Consider the following 15,803-nt stretch of genomic DNA (forward strand, 5'->3'; position numbering starts at 1 on the left):
CCCCCCCCGCGCCTCTGCGTGAGCCCCCCCTTGCGCCCTTTGCGTTCCTTGCGTGAAACTCCCCCCTTGCGCCCTTTGCGTTCCTTGCGTGAAACACCCCCCGCGCCTCTGCGCCTCTGCGTGAAACCCACCCCCGCCTTTGGCCCAGCGCCTCTTTCCTTGTAGAATCCTAGTAAGACTTGCAGGTGCGTTGGACCTGGTGTGGAGGTGTCCTTACGATGAAGCGTCCCGTGGTGAAAGGAATCGTGCTCGCACTCGTGGCGAGCGTCGCCGGAGCCGGTTGGCTGGCTGCCCGCGAGGCTTCCCAGGACCCGAGCCAGGGGTTGGCTGCACCCGCCTCGGCGGTCGCCCAAACGGGGCTCTTGCCCGTATTCGGAGTCGCGGTGGACATCGACACCAGCCAAGTCGACGGCTCGGCGTTCCCGAGCACGCTGCCCAATTTCGGCGTCGGCGACGGGTTGCAGAGTCTGTGGGACACCTACCTTCACTCGTGCGGCTTCAATACCTTGCGGTTCGAACTCGATGTGCGCGACCCCGACGGGACGGAGAGCGCGCGGCTGGCCAACCTTTGCCTCTGGGCCAAGCAGACAGGGGTGCGCCTCGTCCCGGTGCTGATCGGCTCGAACGAGGGCGAGCCGCTCCTCATCGACTTCGCCGCCCAGTCGTCGAAGTTCGTCGGCGCGGTGGCCGCCCGCTTCAAGGGAGCCGACGAATCCCAGCTCGACGCCTACGCCCAGATTCTGGCGTTCCAGCTTGAAAAGCCGTTGAACCATCCGGCGATGCATGGCGTCGCGGACGAAGTCTCCATCGGCGAAATCAAGACCGCCGCGGCGTCCATACGAGCGGCGGAAAGCGCGGCTTTTGAAGGTATGCAGGTCGCACCCACGCCGATGATCGTCCCCGCGTCGTTCGACGCCGAACTCGTGAAGGTGGGAGCGATCGTGGGCGCGCAACTGACCGACGACGCCTACCAGCAGGCCTATGCGCGCCTGGTGGAGTACACGGGTTCCTACGCCGGCGTGCCGGAGGTCGGGCTCGTCTCGGTCGAGTGGTTCCCAGGTTCGGTGACGCCCGAGGCCGTCGAACGACTCCCGGACTTTGTGCGCGCGATGAGCGCGGATCTTCAGGGCAAGATGCTCGTGCTCGCTACGGGCTACTCGTCCGCGTTCGTGCCGGAAGGAGACCAGGCGCGGTATTACGCGCTCGCCCTCGGCAACCTAGCCGACTACCGCGCGGGCGAAGGCGTCGATTGCCCGTTCATCGGGGTGCTGTGGAACACGGCCCTCGACACGGGATCTTCGAATCTGGCCCCTCCCTCAGAGACGACGCTCACCGATATGGCGGGATGGGATTGGGCCTCCAAGGCGGGAGAGGTCGCCCAGATGTGGACGGATCCCTCCAAAGGCTCGCCCGAGCTGCAGTGGTGGGAGAAGAAGGTTGAGGGCGGGTACGGACTCGTGGGGGTCGCTCCCGACGGGGGCCAGCTCGAACCCAAGCAGGCGTTCGAAGCCCTGACCGAGGCGCAGACGGCCATCGCCGAAGCGGCGGTGACGACGGGTGCGACCGAGACGGCGGACCAACTTGCCCAGGCGCAGATGGACCAGTACTACGGCCAGGCCCAGGGAGGCGATGCCGGAGGAGGCGGGGGACTCGGCAGCACCGGCAACTCGATCGTCAACGACCTCAAGAACACGCTGCAGCAGGCCCTGAACGACATCGTCGGCGCCTACGTGCAGAAGGTGAAGGATAAGATCCTCGGCGTGGCCCAAGGGATTTCTGGCACGGGCGACGCGGGCTACGGGGGCTACGGCGGCTACGGCGGCTATACCGATACGTCCGGCTACGGCTACGACACGGGCGGAACGACCGGTGGCGGCGGCGGAACCGGCGGTGGCGGCGGAACGGGCTACGGAGGTGCCGATCTGAAGATCGAGGGCACCGTCAATCCGCCCGTGGGAGCAGCGGTCGGTGCGACGTCGTCGATCAGCGTATCGATGTTCAACGCGGGTTCGACCGACGCCTACAACGCCACGGCCTACCTCGTGGATTCGCAGGGTTACGGGCTGGGTCAATCCACTCCGACGACGGTCACGCCGGGTGGCGTCGGTTACGCAACGATCGAATGGGATCCCTACGAAGAGGGCAACGTGACGGGAGCGAAGATCCTCCTGTACTGCGACAACGAACTCAACCCCGCCGACAACGAACAGGCGATGCCCACGATCCCGGTCGCCGCGGCGCCCAACCAAGGCGGCGGTGGCGGGGGCCAAGGCGGCGGAGGCGGCCAAGGCGGCGGTTGGGCCTTGGAGGGCATCCAGGCGGGCGCGATCAACCCCGGTTTGCTGCAGGCCCTCAAGAAGCAGGTCTCGCCCGGATTCCCCGAGATCGGGACGATCCAGATCGGATCGGGCGTGATTTTGGGCGTCCTGAAGGATCCGCCCCTGGAACTCTCGCCCGGCGAGCAGAACCCGACCCGCTCGGCGGGGCGCTTGCGGTTCCTCGCGAAGAAGGCGCTGCCGCTCAACGTTCCGGTGACGAACAAGTTCTTCAAGCCGATCGAGAGCCTCAGCGCCGCGTGCTACGTCAACGGCAAACAGGTTGCGGCGAAGCAGATCGGCACGTTGCTTCCCGGCCAGCGGCGCACCATCCTGTTCTCCGAGTGGACCCCGCCCAGTAAGGGCACGTACACGGTCGAACTGCGCATGCAGTGCCTGGGCACCACGCGCAAGGTGCTCCGCGCCACGATCTCCGGACCGGTCCTCGTGGAGGAAGAGGAGAAGATCGAGTCGTTCGTGAGGCCGGGGCAACGCTCGGCCGGCCCCCCTTCGACGCGAATGGTCGCGCCACTGGCTCCAGCCATCGGCGCTTCGATCGGCCGGCCAAGCGTGCGTGTAGCGCTCCCTACAGGACTGAAGCTCCAGGTGGGGCCCGACGACATCCGGCTCACGCCGTTCCCCGTGGCCGGGGGGACGCCGATGCAGGTGTCGGTCAACGTTCAGAACTTGGGAACCGCGCCGGCCCGCGACGCGACCGTCGAGGCGTTCCTCGACAACGCGTCGCTCGGGAAGGTGACGGTCGACGTCCTGGCGGGTCGCCCCGCAAGCGCAGGCGGGTTCAAATCGTGGGCCGCCGTCGCCGGTCGGCACGTCGCCCGCGTCGTGGTTACGGCGGGCGGGACGCGCGTCGAGGCTGCGCGGCCGTTCGAGGTTCGCGAGGCGCTGGCGCGCCCGTCGCTGATCCGAACCCCTGTTCGGATCGTGCCTCCCAGCACCGGCATGCGGGCGGCCGTTCCCGCGCGCATCGCCGTCACGCCCCTGGACATCCACTTCGCCCCACCGGTCCTGGCGCCCGGCGCCGAGGCGGACATCAGCGTCAACGTGCGCAACGTGGGCGGCGCCCCGGCTCAGGGAATCCAGGTCGAGGCGTTCGCCGACCAGACGAGTTTGGGCACGAAGACGTTGAGTCTCGCGCCGGGAGCCTCCGGTGTCGCGCGAGGGTTCGACACGTGGGAAGCCAAGGCGGGCAGCCACTCGATCCGTGTGGTGGCGACGTTGGGTTCGCAAAAGCAGGAGGCAACGAAGGCGGTCATGGTCGGCACCTTGCGCATCACGCGCCCGCCCCTGACGGTCCCGGTCCGCACCCTTCCCACACGGACGACGCTTCCGCGCCCTGCGTTGAGTCTTGCCGAGATCGTCGCCAATCCCACGGCCCCCAAGAGCGGGGACAAGGTGCGGTTCGCCGTGTCGGTGCGGAACACCGGCCGCGAAGCGGTCGCCGGCGTCAAAGTCGAGTTCTTCGTGGATGCGGCCAAGATCGGCGAACAGACCATCCGGTCCATTCCAGGCGGTGGTACCGCAAAGGTGGAAGGGTTCCCGCAGTGGACCGCTGCGTCCGGGCGCCACACGCTTCGGGCCGTGGCCGCGGTGGGGTTGACCCGCACCTTCTCGACGCAGGTGTTGGACGTCGCCGGGGGACGCATCGGCATTCGCACGCCGGTGCTTTTGCCGCCCGATCTGGCTCCTGCGATCTCCTTCAGTCCAGGCAGCCCGAAGGTCGGCGATCCCGTGACAGTGACGGTGCGCGTGCAGAACCTCGGCCGCGGGGCCGCCAAGGGAGCGCGGCTCACGGCGCTGCTGGTGAACGAGGCCGACGGCAAACCCATCGCGGGGCCCCCGCCGGCCACGGTGGACATCGGCGCCGGCCAGACCTACAACTGGACGTTCCGCGTCCTTGCGCCCGGCGTGTCCAGGGTGAAGGTGTCCGTCTCCGCCGCGGTGGGCGGGGATGCGAACGCAAGGAACAATGGAGCGTCCCAGTCGATCGCGTTTGCACCTGGGAGGCTCCCCATCCAGCTCCCCCCCAGCGTGGACTTGGGGGTCCAACTCTCGGTTCTCGCCCGGAGCCCCAAGGTCGGCGATCGCATCAACTTCACCGTGACGGTGACCAACTCGAGCGAAGCCGACGCCAAGGGGGTCCGTCTGGCGCTCGCCGTGCGGACGAACACTGGAACCGCCTTGAGGTTGCCGGTCCCGGCTCCGTTCGACGTGCCCGCCGGAAAGTCGAGCGTGCAGCGGTTCACGATCGTGGTGCCGGCGTGCAGTTCGCTGATCTTCAGCGCCACGTCGCAGTACGTCGGAGATCGGAACGCGCGCAACAACCAGGCCCAAGCAACGGTCCCGATCGGCCGCTAAGCCCCCCTAGGGGGGTGCTGAAGACGGTTGCCCGGGGTCGAGCGCAGCGAGACCCCGGGTTCAAAAGGGGTGGACCCGGAGCACCGCGGAAGGGTGCTCGTCGGGTGCTCGTCGGGTGCCACGCCCGCTTGGCGGGCGTGAGACCTACGTTTTCGGCTCAGCACGCCTGTCCAGCAGGCGTGGCACCCGATGAGCACCAGGAGCCCTGCAACCAGTCTCTTCAGCACGCCTGTCCAGCAGGCGTGGCACCCGATGAACACCAGGAGCCCTGCAACCAGTCTCTTCAGCACGCCTGTCCAGCAGGCGTGACACCAATTTCACCGGCGCTGGGGATCGGTGCGTTGGATCGCGACTTTGTACACACCCGTTCCTCCCATGATCAGGAGCGGTGCGAAGAGGATGCTGCCGGGAACGTTGGCCACTTCGAACCGAACATGTTCGCCCTCCAGCAGCTCGAATTCGGCGCGCCGCGTGTACAGCCGGTTCGTGACCTTGATCTGATGCGAACCGGGAAGCAGGCGGACTTGGACGCCTTCTCCGTACAGCAGCGTGATCTCCTCCAGCTCGTCGACGCGCACATACAGGTCGCGCATCCCGATGTCGCGGTCGGAGGTGCGGTCCACCACGAGGGTGCCGGCGGTCAATCCCTCGGGCGCGTCCATCGGGCTATTGTGCCGCTTCCGTCGAGGGGAGTTCGAGGCGGTAGTGCACGCACGTTGCCGAGTGGGGTCCCAGAAACAGGGTTCCCGTGCCGATCGGCTCGCACCCCATGGCCTCGTAGAAGCGGCACGAGTTCGCGCCCGCAAGCGTCCAGACGTTGACGGCAGAGATGCCTCGCTTGCGGAAGATTGCGATCGCGTGTTCCCACAACGCCTGGCCGACTCCCTGCCCTTGCCTCGATGGGGAGACGTAGAGCGAGCGCACCTCGCCTTCGCCGCCCGCGTAGGTACCGAGGCCGATGAAGCCGACCGCTTCGCCGTCCAACTCCGCGACGAAGCGGTCGAGCCGTTCGCCGCGCTGCGTCCAGTAGTCGCATGTGACGTCGAGGTGTCCCGCGAAGTGCGACTCCATCGCTTCGACCGGCAGCAGGTGGCGGAACGCCGACAGCCAGGCCGCCTGCCCGATCGTTTCGTTGAGTCGCGGCGCCTCTTCGGAGTGTTGGGGACGGATCAGGATGCGTGTCGCCACATCCGCAGTGTGTCCCAATCGCGGGCGGATCGCAAGACCCTCCCGGCATCGCCGAGTCCTAGGTCCAGCGGTGGCCGGCCTTCATAATTTCACAAGACCCATCACAAGGGGAATGCAACCATGAACACCAACGAATCCCTTCCTAAACTCGACGGCTTTTCTGGCGAGATCCACACGCCGGCCAGCGACCGCTACGACGCGCTGCGCACCGGATGGAATGTCGCGATCGTCCACACGCCCGACCTGATCGCGGTCGCACGGGACGAGAGCGACGTGCAGGCGGCGGTCGCTTACGCCCATCGGGAGGGGCTCAAGGTGACCGTCAAGGCCACCGGGCACGGACAGCCCCGCCGGGCGCATGGCGGGCTCCTGCTCGACGTCTCCCAGCTCGACTCGGTGACGATCGATCCTGCGGCTTCCACGGCGACGATCGGCGGGGGAGTCCAGTGGGGCAAGGTGATCGAGGCGGCGCATCCGCACGGTCTTGCCCCGCTCAACGGGTCCTCGCCGGGGGTCGGGGTGGTCGGCTACACCTTGGGCGGCGGGTTCGGGCTTATGGTCCGTACGTACGGGCTCACCGCCGATCACGTGCGTTCGATGCGCGTGGTGCTTCCCGACGGCCGTTTGGCGACGGCGAACCGGGAGGAGAACTCCGACCTGTTTTGGGCGATGCTCGGCGGTGGCGGCGCCTACGGCGTCGTGACGCAGATCACGATGGGGCTGGTGCCTCACGCGTTCGCGTTCGGCGGCAACGTGATGTTCGATGCGTCTCGAGCCGAGCAGGTGTACGGCGCTTGGCTGGATTGGACGCGCGACCTCCCGGAGACGGTCTCGTCCGCGGTCACGATGATCACGTTCCCTCCCGTTCCGTTCGTGCCGGAGTTCCTGCATGGGCGCTCGATGCTGATGCTGCAGGCCTGCGCCGCTTCGGACGCCGCACAGGGCGAAGCGCTTCTCAAGCCGATGCGGGAGATGGAGGGAGCGGAGTTCGACAGTTTCCGCTGGATGCCTTCGCTCGAGTTCGGTTCGATCTACAACGATCCGGTCGATCCGCTTCCCGCCGGGGGCCGCGGCGCGATGTTGAAGGAGCTCGACCGCGAGGCCCTGGCAGCGTTTCTGGCCGCCGTCGGCGAACCTTCGAAGTCCCCCAACCTGATGATCCAGTTGCGCCACATCGGGGGCGCGATGGCTCGTGTGGAGCGCGAGGCGAGCCCTCTGGGCGGCCGGCGCGACGCCCGATACCTCGTCTACTATCTCGGGGTGCCGATGGCGCCGGAGCACCCGCGTCTGATGGCCGAGCACGCCGAGTCCGGTTTGGCGGCCCTCCAGCCTTGGATCCTGTCGCGCGGACCGCTCAACTTCCTGGGCGAGGGCGAGGTGTCCGCCGCGCACATTCGAGAGGTGTTCGACGCTCCCGACTACGACCGCCTGTGCGCGGTCAAACGGGCTCACGATCCGAATGGGGTGTTCGCCCACGCGGGAGTGGGGGTGGCGGATTAGCGGCCTTTGGTTGATCACGGGTCCTCCCGGCGCCGGAAAGAGCACGGTCTCGCGGGCGTTGGCGGGGACCTTTCCCTTTGGGATGCACATCCCGATCGACGACTTGCGGGAGTGGGTGGCGGGGGGGATGGCCCACCCGTTGGGGTGGAGCGACGAGACCACGCGCCAGTACGAGTTGGCCGAGGATGCCGCGGCGGAGATCGCGCGGCGGTACCGGCGAGCCGGGTTCGCCGTCGTGCTGGACCACTGCACGATGCCCCCGCGCCTCGAGGCGTGGCTCGCTCGGACCGAGTTCGGCGAGCCGTTGCGGCGCGTCATGCTCCTTCCGAGCCTCGAGGCTACGCGAGGACGCAATCTCGCCCGCGTGGTAAAGGACTTCGACACCGCGGTGCTTGATCCCCATATCCCGAACATCCACCGCGCCTTCGCCGAAATGGACGCCGGGGGATGGGAAGTCATCGACACCACGGAGGACACCGTGGAGCGGACGGTGGAGCGGATTCGGGCGCTTGGCTGATCGGGCTCTTGCTTTCGGCGCCCAAGCCAGGTACACTTCCCAATCGAGGCCTTCACGGGTGTCGTTAGCCGTTGTACGGAGACTCCTACGGGAGGTTGCGTAGAGCGGCCGACAGCACCGGCCTCAATCTGAAGAGGCAACACGACTCGAAAGCTATGCCGCTGGACAAGACGCTCAAACAATCCGTAATCGCCGAATACGCGACCAAGGAAGGGGACACCGGATCTGCCGAAGTGCAGATTGCTGTGATGCAATCGCGCATCGCACAGATCACCGACCATCTCCGCAGGAACAAGAAGGACTTCCACTCACGTCGAGGTCTCCAGATTCTCGTCGGCAAGCGTCGCCGGCTGGAAGGATATCTTCGCGCCAAGGACGTCGTCCGATACCGCGAACTCATTCAGCGCCTTGGTATCCGAGAAGTGAAGCCCCGGTAACCGGAGGTTTCCATGATTCACAACCACAGCTTCGAGGTGGGGGGCAAGACCCTCTTCCTCGAGACCGGCCGCGTAGCCAAGCAGGCTGGCGGCGCCGTGCTCCTCGGCATGGGCGAAACGATCGTCCTCGGCACGGCCACCATGTCCGAAAAGGCCCGAGAGGGCATCGATTTCCTTCCCCTCGTGTGCGACTACGAGGAGCGCAAGTACGCCGTTGGGAAGATCCCCGGCGGATTCATCAAGCGCGGCGGCCGTCCTTCCGAGAAGGCCGTGCTCACCAGCCGCCTGATCGACCGCCCGATCCGCCCTCAGTTCCCCAAGGGGCTGCGCAACGACATCCAGGTCATCTGCATGCCGTTCGCGGTCGAGCAGGAGTCGCCGCCCGACGTGCTGGCGATCTGCGCGGCTGGCGCGGCGCTGGCCGTTTCCGACGTGCCCGCCGATCGAATCATCGCCGGCGTCCGGGTGGGCCGCCTCGAGGGCAAGTTCGTTCTCTTCCCGTCGATCCCCGAGATCAACGAGTCGGACCTCGACCTCGTGGTCGCGGGCCACAAGGACGCGATCGCGATGGTGGAAGCCGGAGCGAAAGAGGTCACCGAAGAGGATATGGCCAAGGCCTTGAAGTTCGCCCATGACGCGATCAAGGTCATCGTCAAGGAGTTCGAAGCGTTCGCCAAGAAGGCCGGCAAGCCCAAGCGCGAGGTGGCGATCGCCAAGCTCGACGAGGCGCTCGTCAAGAAGATCGAGAAGGAGTCCGGCAAGGAGATCGAGAAGGCCCTGATCCAGAAGGACAAGGCCACGCGCGAGTCCGCCCTTAGCGACATGCAGCGCGATCTCGTGAAGCAGTACGCCGCGAAGATGGAGGACCAGCCCGAGCTAGTGGCGCAGCTCCCCGAAGCGGTGGACAAGGTCGTCAAGGGCCTCGTCCGCAAGCTGATCCTCGAGAAGGACCAGCGGCCCGACGGACGGAAGCTCGACGAAATCCGCCCGCTCGAGGCGTGCGCGGGTCTTCTGCCCCGAGTGCACGGCTCCGGCTTGTTCACGCGAGGCCAGACCCAGGTCATGACCGTCGCGACGCTCGGTCTTCCGAACGAGGCGCAGACGATCGACGGCCTCGAGGACGAGGAGCCGCGGCGCTACATGCACTTCTACAACTTCCCGCCCTACTCGGTCGGCGAAGTGCGGATGATGCGCGGCCCCGGCCGCCGCGAAGTGGGCCACGGCGCGCTCGCCGAGCGCGCGTTGCGCCCGATGATCCCGCTCGACGACCCCGAGTTCCCCTACACGCTGCTTCTGATCAGCGAGTGCCTGGAGTCGAACGGCTCTACGTCGATGGCGTCGGTGTGCGGCAGCACGCTCGCGCTGCTCGATGCGGGCATCCAGATCAAGGCGCCGGTCGCGGGCATCGCGATGGGCCTCATGTCGGACGGCAAAACCTTCAAGGTGCTTACCGACATCCAGGGCATGGAGGACTTCTGCGGCGACATGGACTTCAAGGTCGCCGGCACGCGCGACGGGATCACGGCGCTCCAGCTCGACACGAAGCTGGACGGCATTCCCGACAAGGTCCTGGCCGACGCGCTGAAGCAGGCGAAGACCGCGCGCTTCCAGATCCTCGACGTCATCGAAGCCGAGATCGCCGCGCCGCGTGAGAGTGTCGCGGCGTCCGCGCCCCAGGTCACGACGATCAACATCAACCCCGAGAAGATCGGCGCGGTCATCGGGCCGGGAGGTGCGACGATCAAGAAGATCACCGGAACCACCGGCGCGTCCGTGGACATCCAGCAGGATGGCCGCGTGCTCGTGGGTGGCAATGGCACGCAGATGGTGCAGGACGCCATCGCGATGATCAAGGCGCTCACCGAAGAGGTGGCGATCGGCACCGAGTTCCGAGGTCCGGTGACCCGACTGATGGGTCGCGGCGCCATGGTGGAGTACGTGGGAGGCCGCGAGGGCATGGTGCCCATCGAGCACCTCTCGCCGAACAACATCCGCCGGCCGGACGATGTGGTGAGCGTGGGCGACGTGCTGAACGTCAAGGTCCACGAGATCGACCACATGGGTCGCGTGAACCTCACGGCGCTCGGCCTGCCCCAGGACCTTCCGTCGCTCGCGGACAACGAGAACGCCACGCCTCCTCCTCCCGGATCGGGCGGCGGCGGCGGTGGACGCGGCGGACGCGGTGGGGACCGCGACCGTGGCCGTGGCGGCGATCGCGGGGGTCGGGATCGGGACCGCGGCGGACGCGGCGGCGACCGCGGCGGCTACCGAGGGGATCGGGACCGCGACCGCGGCCCGCGCCGGGACGACGGCCCGCGCGACGAGGCTCCTCGGGACGAACCGCGCCGCGAGGCGCCGCGCGAGGCGGCCGTCGAAGCGCCTTCCGTCCCCGACGAGTTCCCCAAGAAGAACCGGAGCGGCGACGACGAGAACGTCAACGCCCGCTTCCGCCCCCGACGCTAGGATCGCGAGTAGAAACGCCGCCCCGGCCATGTCCGGGGCGGCGTTTTCTCGTTTGTCGATGATCGATTGTCGTTTGTCGTGGGTAGAACACAGGGACCATGACCAATCGCGACCTCGCATCCCTGGGGTTCAAGTTGATGGCGGTGTTCTTCCTGATCTACCAGGTTGCCTACCTCGGCGCAATAATCCAGCAGGTCCTGTACGCTTGGCGACTGACTCGGCAGGGGATGGAATCCAACTCCTTCGAGATGGGGTCCTCTCTCATCTTCCTTGCGTTGGCGGGGACGGTTATCATGTTGGGAGTCGCCTTCTTGATCAAGGCCGATCGAATCGCAGAACTGGTCGTTCCTCGAGAGCTTGACCTTCCAATCGTCTCCGGTGTGGGGCCCGAGTTGCTCCTCGTTCTGGCCCTCACCGCTCTCGGGGCGCTCCAACTCGCAATCGGCGGGATGGGTCTTGTCGAATGGTTGGTCGTCAAAGCGTTCGTTCAGCCTGATGAACGGGGGGCCTTCTCGCTTCCGACGAACCCAACGTACTTGGGTGCGATCGAACCCGTGCTCAGGGTAGCGGTCGGGTCCGCCTTTGTCTTCGCACCGCGATGGATCATCGAAAAGTTGCGGCTCCCGCGCGGCTGAACGAAACCACAAACCACAAACCACGACAAACGGTCAACGATCAACGACAAACGTCCCCTCGAACAACACCCGCGCCCGGCCCTCTACCCGGATCGGCGCGTCCCACGCGTCCATGGCCACACGCAAGGTGCCGCCGGGGTTGTGCACCGTGACCGTCCCCCCGCGTCCTTCGCGGCGCAGCCACGCCGCAGCGGCCGCGCTGCTGCCGGTGCCGCAGCCCTGAGTCTCGCCCGCTCCGCGTTCCCAGATGCGGATGCGCAGGGTGTCGCGGCCGTCCGGCACCGCCCAGATCGCGCTGGTGCGCTCGGGAAACCGAGGGTGGTTCTCGATGGCTGGCCCGAGGCGCTCGAACGTCTCGTCGTCGGGCAGGGAGTCGACAAAGAGGATGGTATGGGTGCTGCCGGTGCTGAGAGCGCTCACGATCAAGGTCTCGCCCGCGGATTCGAGTGGACCCTCGAACAGCTCGCCCCCGATCAGCGGAACGAGAGCGGGGTCGAACGAGGCTGTCCCGATGCCCGTTTGGATCATCCCGTCGGGAGAGACTTGCACCGGAACCTCGCGTCCGAGATGGTGGATCGAGAACGACGGCTCCACCCCCGCGCGGGTGGTGGCAAACCGCGCCGCGCAGCGCAGCCCGTTGCCGCAGAAATCTTCGCTGCCATCCGGATTGAACATGCGCATCCTCAGCGGTCGAGGGCGCGTGTCCAGCGCCAACAGCCCGTCGCTGCCGATGCCGAAGCGGCGGGGAGAAACGGCGCGGGTGATCGCAGGCAGGCGATCCTCCCCAATCCCAAGCGCGTCCAGTGCGGCCAAATCCACCAGCACGAAATCGTTGCCGACCGATTCGACCTTCCAGAACGGAATCTCGCTCAAACGAGAGGCTCCAGATAGCACTCCGCGTCGTCGACGGTCGCGCGGAACCAAAGCCCGTCGGGGCACAGCAAGGGGAACCACCACGCGCTGGGGCGGAGGCCCGCCTTGTGCAGACCCCGCGACGCGATGACGGCCTGGCGGATGAGGTGGACGCGCTTGAGCTCGGCCTCGGCCTCGATCTCGCGCCGGCGCGCGTGCGCTGCCAGGACGTCGGGGCGGGACACGACGTCGGCTTGCTGGCGCCGGAGGCGGTGGATGGCGTTCTCGGTGGCGGCGATTGTGTGGATCAAGTGCTCCACCTCCGCTCCGAGCCGCTCCCGCTCTTGCAGGTCCTCCTCGGTGGGGCTCTTTTCGAAGACGCGCTGGCGCCAGTGCGCACCCTTCGCCCGCTCCGCGGCAACGCGTTTCCCCTTCAGCTCCCGTAGGGTTCGAACCAGCTCGAATCGCTCCTGGCGCAGTGATTCGATCTCGGATTTCAAACCCTCGAGCAGGGTGTGGAGCTGCTCGTACTCCGCGGCGAGCTGGTTCCAGAACCCCCCCACCGTGTGGTCGAGATGGCGGATGAGGTCGATCGGGCGGCTCAGCTCGCCGAGTCTGTGGAGCACGGACTCTTGCTCTTGCGCAACTTCCCGCCAACGCGTCGCAAAGGTGGGGGCGCAAACCTCTTCCGCACCAAAGGGACCCTGCAGAGGCTCGGGCAGTTTGAGCCACGTGCAGCACGTGCGAAGGTTGTCCCATGCCCGGTATCGGACGCGCAGAATCGGGTGGACGTCGATGCCCAGATCGGCGGCCGCGAGCTTCTGGTGCAGTTCGCGGCTGTGCGAGACATAGCTGCTGGCGCCCTCGTGGAACACGAACGTGAACTCGCTGGCCAGCATTCCGATCAACGTCACGGCCTTTCCGACCAGCGTGCAGTGCTTCCCGAACTTGCGCTCGACCGCCTCGGCGAGGTGGTCAACCGTTTCGACGGGGCTCGAAAGCGTGATGAACTGCGGCTCGCGCGTCATCACGACGATGGCCCGGGGAGCGATGCGCAACGTCCCGCGTCCGAGGCCGGGAATCACGAGGTCGAAGGGAATCGCGCCGGTGCCGAAGCGCGAAAGGTCGTACATCTCGCTGCTCGCGATCGCCTCGTTGTAGGCTTGGCAGGCGGTGGCGCGCGAGTCCGGTTCGATGAATCGGCGAAGCAGATCGAACCTGGGAAGGCGGCACGTGTCGGTGTTGAAGCGGAGCAGCTCGGTGGTGGCCGTCACTTCCAGCGGGATCTCCTGGCCCGCGCAGACGGCGTACAGCTCTGGCAAGAGCCGGCGGTAGAAGCCCGCGAGGCTGGAATCGGGCCCTTCCGCGGCGGCACAGAAGCGGTCGCGCAGATCGTTCGCGATCCGAAGCCCGTCGGCCCGGCTATCGCCGGAGAGGCACGCCACCGATCGGTCGAGAGCCCAGGCGAACGCCGCTTCGAGTTCGGGGAGCAAACCCCGCAGGGGCACTTCGGCGGTGATCGGCGGGTGTTCGTCCAGAGAGACGACGCCGCGCCAACCCCAGGCCTCGGTCGCCTCGTCGAGCAGGTGCGGACGCTCGCGCAACACTTTGCCCAGCTTGAGGCCCGCGGCGATCAGCGCCTCGCGGGTGACCACCGTTTCGGACCCGAACAGCGCGGAGAACTCCGCGGCGGCGCTCCACAGCTCCTTGGTCGTGGTGTCGTTGTGGGGCAGCGTGGCAAAGCGCCCGGGCTTTCGCTCGCCGCTCGGAATCTTGGCGAAGTAATCGGTGTCGTGGACGCCCGCGACCAGTTTGCGCTTGTAGCCCAAGCGAGCCGAGGCGAGGGCAATGCCTCCTTTCATCGGCTCGTCCCAAAGGACGGTTTGTCCCAAGGCGAGGAAGGGCGCGTCCGGCGCGACCTTCTGCAGTTCTTCCAGCGCCTGTTCAAGGCTTTGTGTCGCGCAGGGCATGGGCGTACTTGCCATTCTACGCCAGGGGGTTCGGCCCCGGTTCGTTTCGGCAAGGTCTCAAAGTCGATCGAAATCGTTTGGGTTCCGAAGGAGCATGGACCGAACGTCGTCGGGAATGGACATGGCCTTTCGCGCTTCGCCCATGAGTACGTGCCACGTGTGTCCCTCGGTCGTGACCTGGCCGTCCGCCTCGTTGCGGACCACGTAATCGAACCGCAAGGCCGCCCGCTTGATTTCGGTGAGGCGGACCTCGATGGTGATCGTATCGTCGTAGCGCACCTCGCCCCGGTACCTGGCATGCGCCTCGACGACCGGCAGCTTCAATCCGCGCTCCTCAAGGCTCTTGTAGGTGAATCCCCGGTCGCGGCACCACGCACCGCGCGCCTGCTCGAACCAGGCGAAGTAGTTCGCGTAGTAGGCGTGTCCCATTTGGTCGGTCTCCGCGTAGCGCACGCGGATGCGTTCGAGGGTGGGTTCGTGCATCGGGAAGTGGTACCTGGTTTGCGGTTTGCGGTTTGCGGTTTGTGGTTGGCGGTTTGCGGTTTGCGGTTTGTGGTTTGCGGTTTGCGGTTTGTGGTTTGCGGTTTGTGGGGGATACCCCTTGCGGTCTTTGCGTTCATTGCGTGCAGCTCTGCTTACCACCCCTCGAACGCCGCAGCCACATCGGGCATCGATGCCACCAGCGCGTGGACTTCGGCTTCCGACGGAATGTCCGACGTGGCGCCCAGCGAACGGCAGGCGAGCGATCCCGCGGCGGACGCGAAGCGGAGGCAGTCGGGCACGTCCCAACCCTGCTCCAGGCCGTTCAGCATCCCGGCGCGGAACGCGTCGCCTGCACCCGTGGAGTCGACCACGGTGCGCGCGGTGAAGGTGGGATAGGACCGAACCGGATGGCCGGGACCGCCGCACCAAAGCTTGCGGGGACCATCGGTCAGGACCCCGAAGCAGTGGTGCCGGGCGATCCAGCCTTCCAGCCACCGTGCGTTGGCGTCGTCGTCCGAGCGGCGGCCCACCCAATCGGTGCTGCTTTGCCACCAAGAGCCCTCGGGAAGGGGATCGTCGGGGTGGTTGAAGTCCATGAGGTAAAGGCGCATGCCCGCTTTGGCCGCTTCGCGCGCGGCCGCGCGGGCTGGGAGATCGATGTTCGGGTCCGCCGAGAACCAAGCCCCCCTCTCGAACGGGAGATGGGCGGGATCGACCGAGGCCTGCATCGTCGAGAAGCCGAGGCCAAACATCGTGCGCTCGCCGTCGGGCGTGACGTAGACGTCGGTCTCGGGGGTGGCCCCGCCGCCGGGCCGGAGGTGATCGGCGTCGAAGCCCTGCTGCGCCAAGAGTCGGGCCAGGTGTTCGGCGAAGGGGCCTTCGCCGAGCGGATTGCCGTAGAGCCGAACGTCGCGCCCCCAGGTTCGCAGGTGCACGGCGGTGTTCGCCGCCTCGCCTCCAAGCATCGTCTGCTGGGTCTCGATTTCCACGTAACCTCCCACCTCCGGCAATCGCGGGACGAGCCGGACGCGATCGAGACAGATCGTGCCAAAGACGAGGATCACGGC

At 66.8% G+C, this 15,803-nt stretch carries 12 protein-coding genes; 6 read left to right on the forward strand and 6 right to left on the reverse strand.

The genetic code is table 11. The features are described from left to right. Nucleotides 1-218 precede the first annotated feature (218 nt). Nucleotides 219-4,691 (forward strand): hypothetical protein, encoded by a 4,473-nt coding sequence (locus M9921_04285; GenBank protein ID MCO5296054.1) that lies wholly within the window; start codon nucleotides 219-221, stop codon nucleotides 4,689-4,691. 317 nt (nucleotides 4,692-5,008) lie between these two features. Here the strand turns inward: M9921_04285 and M9921_04290 are convergent, their stop codons facing one another. Further along, nucleotides 5,009-5,353, reverse strand: a complete 345-nt coding sequence (locus M9921_04290) for a hypothetical protein (protein ID MCO5296055.1) — start codon at nucleotides 5,351-5,353, stop codon at nucleotides 5,009-5,011. Nucleotides 5,354-5,357: 4 nt separating this feature from the next. After that, nucleotides 5,358-5,879 carry a GNAT family N-acetyltransferase gene (locus tag M9921_04295; protein ID MCO5296056.1) on the reverse strand — a complete coding sequence of 174 codons (522 nt, stop codon included), beginning with the start codon at nucleotides 5,877-5,879 and terminating at the stop codon, nucleotides 5,358-5,360. A 120-nt stretch (nucleotides 5,880-5,999) separates the two neighbouring features. On the opposite strand from M9921_04295, the gene M9921_04300 reads away from it, so the two are divergent. From M9921_04300 to M9921_04320, 5 genes are all read left to right on the forward strand, one after another. Further along, entirely contained in the window at nucleotides 6,000-7,379 is a 1,380-nt protein-coding gene (locus M9921_04300; GenBank protein MCO5296057.1) for an FAD-binding oxidoreductase, read from the forward strand. 10 nt (nucleotides 7,380-7,389) lie between these two features. Continuing rightward, nucleotides 7,390-7,896, forward strand: a complete 507-nt coding sequence (locus M9921_04305; protein ID MCO5296058.1) for an ATP-binding protein — start codon at nucleotides 7,390-7,392, stop codon at nucleotides 7,894-7,896. A gap of 155 nt (nucleotides 7,897-8,051) precedes the next feature. Next, nucleotides 8,052-8,333: a 30S ribosomal protein S15 gene (gene rpsO / locus M9921_04310; protein ID MCO5296059.1), complete on the forward strand. Its 282-nt coding sequence runs from the start codon at nucleotides 8,052-8,054 to the stop codon at nucleotides 8,331-8,333. A 12-nt stretch (nucleotides 8,334-8,345) separates the two neighbouring features. Continuing rightward, entirely contained in the window at nucleotides 8,346-10,796 is a 2,451-nt protein-coding gene (locus M9921_04315; protein MCO5296060.1) for a polyribonucleotide nucleotidyltransferase, read from the forward strand. Between the two features lie 98 nt (nucleotides 10,797-10,894). Continuing rightward, entirely contained in the window at nucleotides 10,895-11,431 is a 537-nt protein-coding gene (locus M9921_04320) for a hypothetical protein (protein ID MCO5296061.1), read from the forward strand. 33 nt (nucleotides 11,432-11,464) lie between these two features. Here M9921_04320 and dapF read toward each other — a convergent pair whose 3' ends face one another. From dapF to M9921_04340, 4 genes are all read right to left on the reverse strand, one after another. Next, complete coding sequence (dapF, locus tag M9921_04325) at nucleotides 11,465-12,304, reverse strand: diaminopimelate epimerase (GenBank protein MCO5296062.1); 840 nt, start codon at nucleotides 12,302-12,304, stop codon at nucleotides 11,465-11,467. Next, nucleotides 12,301-14,253: a hypothetical protein gene (locus tag M9921_04330; protein MCO5296063.1), complete on the reverse strand. Its 1,953-nt coding sequence runs from the start codon at nucleotides 14,251-14,253 to the stop codon at nucleotides 12,301-12,303. The genes dapF and M9921_04330 overlap by 4 nt, the downstream gene beginning before the upstream one ends. A gap of 57 nt (nucleotides 14,254-14,310) precedes the next feature. Further along, entirely contained in the window at nucleotides 14,311-14,736 is a 426-nt protein-coding gene (locus tag M9921_04335; protein ID MCO5296064.1) for an acyl-CoA thioesterase, read from the reverse strand. A 152-nt stretch (nucleotides 14,737-14,888) separates the two neighbouring features. Then, nucleotides 14,889-15,800, reverse strand: a complete 912-nt coding sequence (locus tag M9921_04340; GenBank protein ID MCO5296065.1) for a carbohydrate kinase family protein — start codon at nucleotides 15,798-15,800, stop codon at nucleotides 14,889-14,891. Nucleotides 15,801-15,803: the final 3 nt, after the last annotated feature.

It is taken from the genome of Fimbriimonadaceae bacterium, from assembly GCA_023957775.1.
In the GTDB taxonomy this organism is placed as follows: domain Bacteria; phylum Armatimonadota; class Fimbriimonadia; order Fimbriimonadales; family Fimbriimonadaceae; genus JAMLGR01.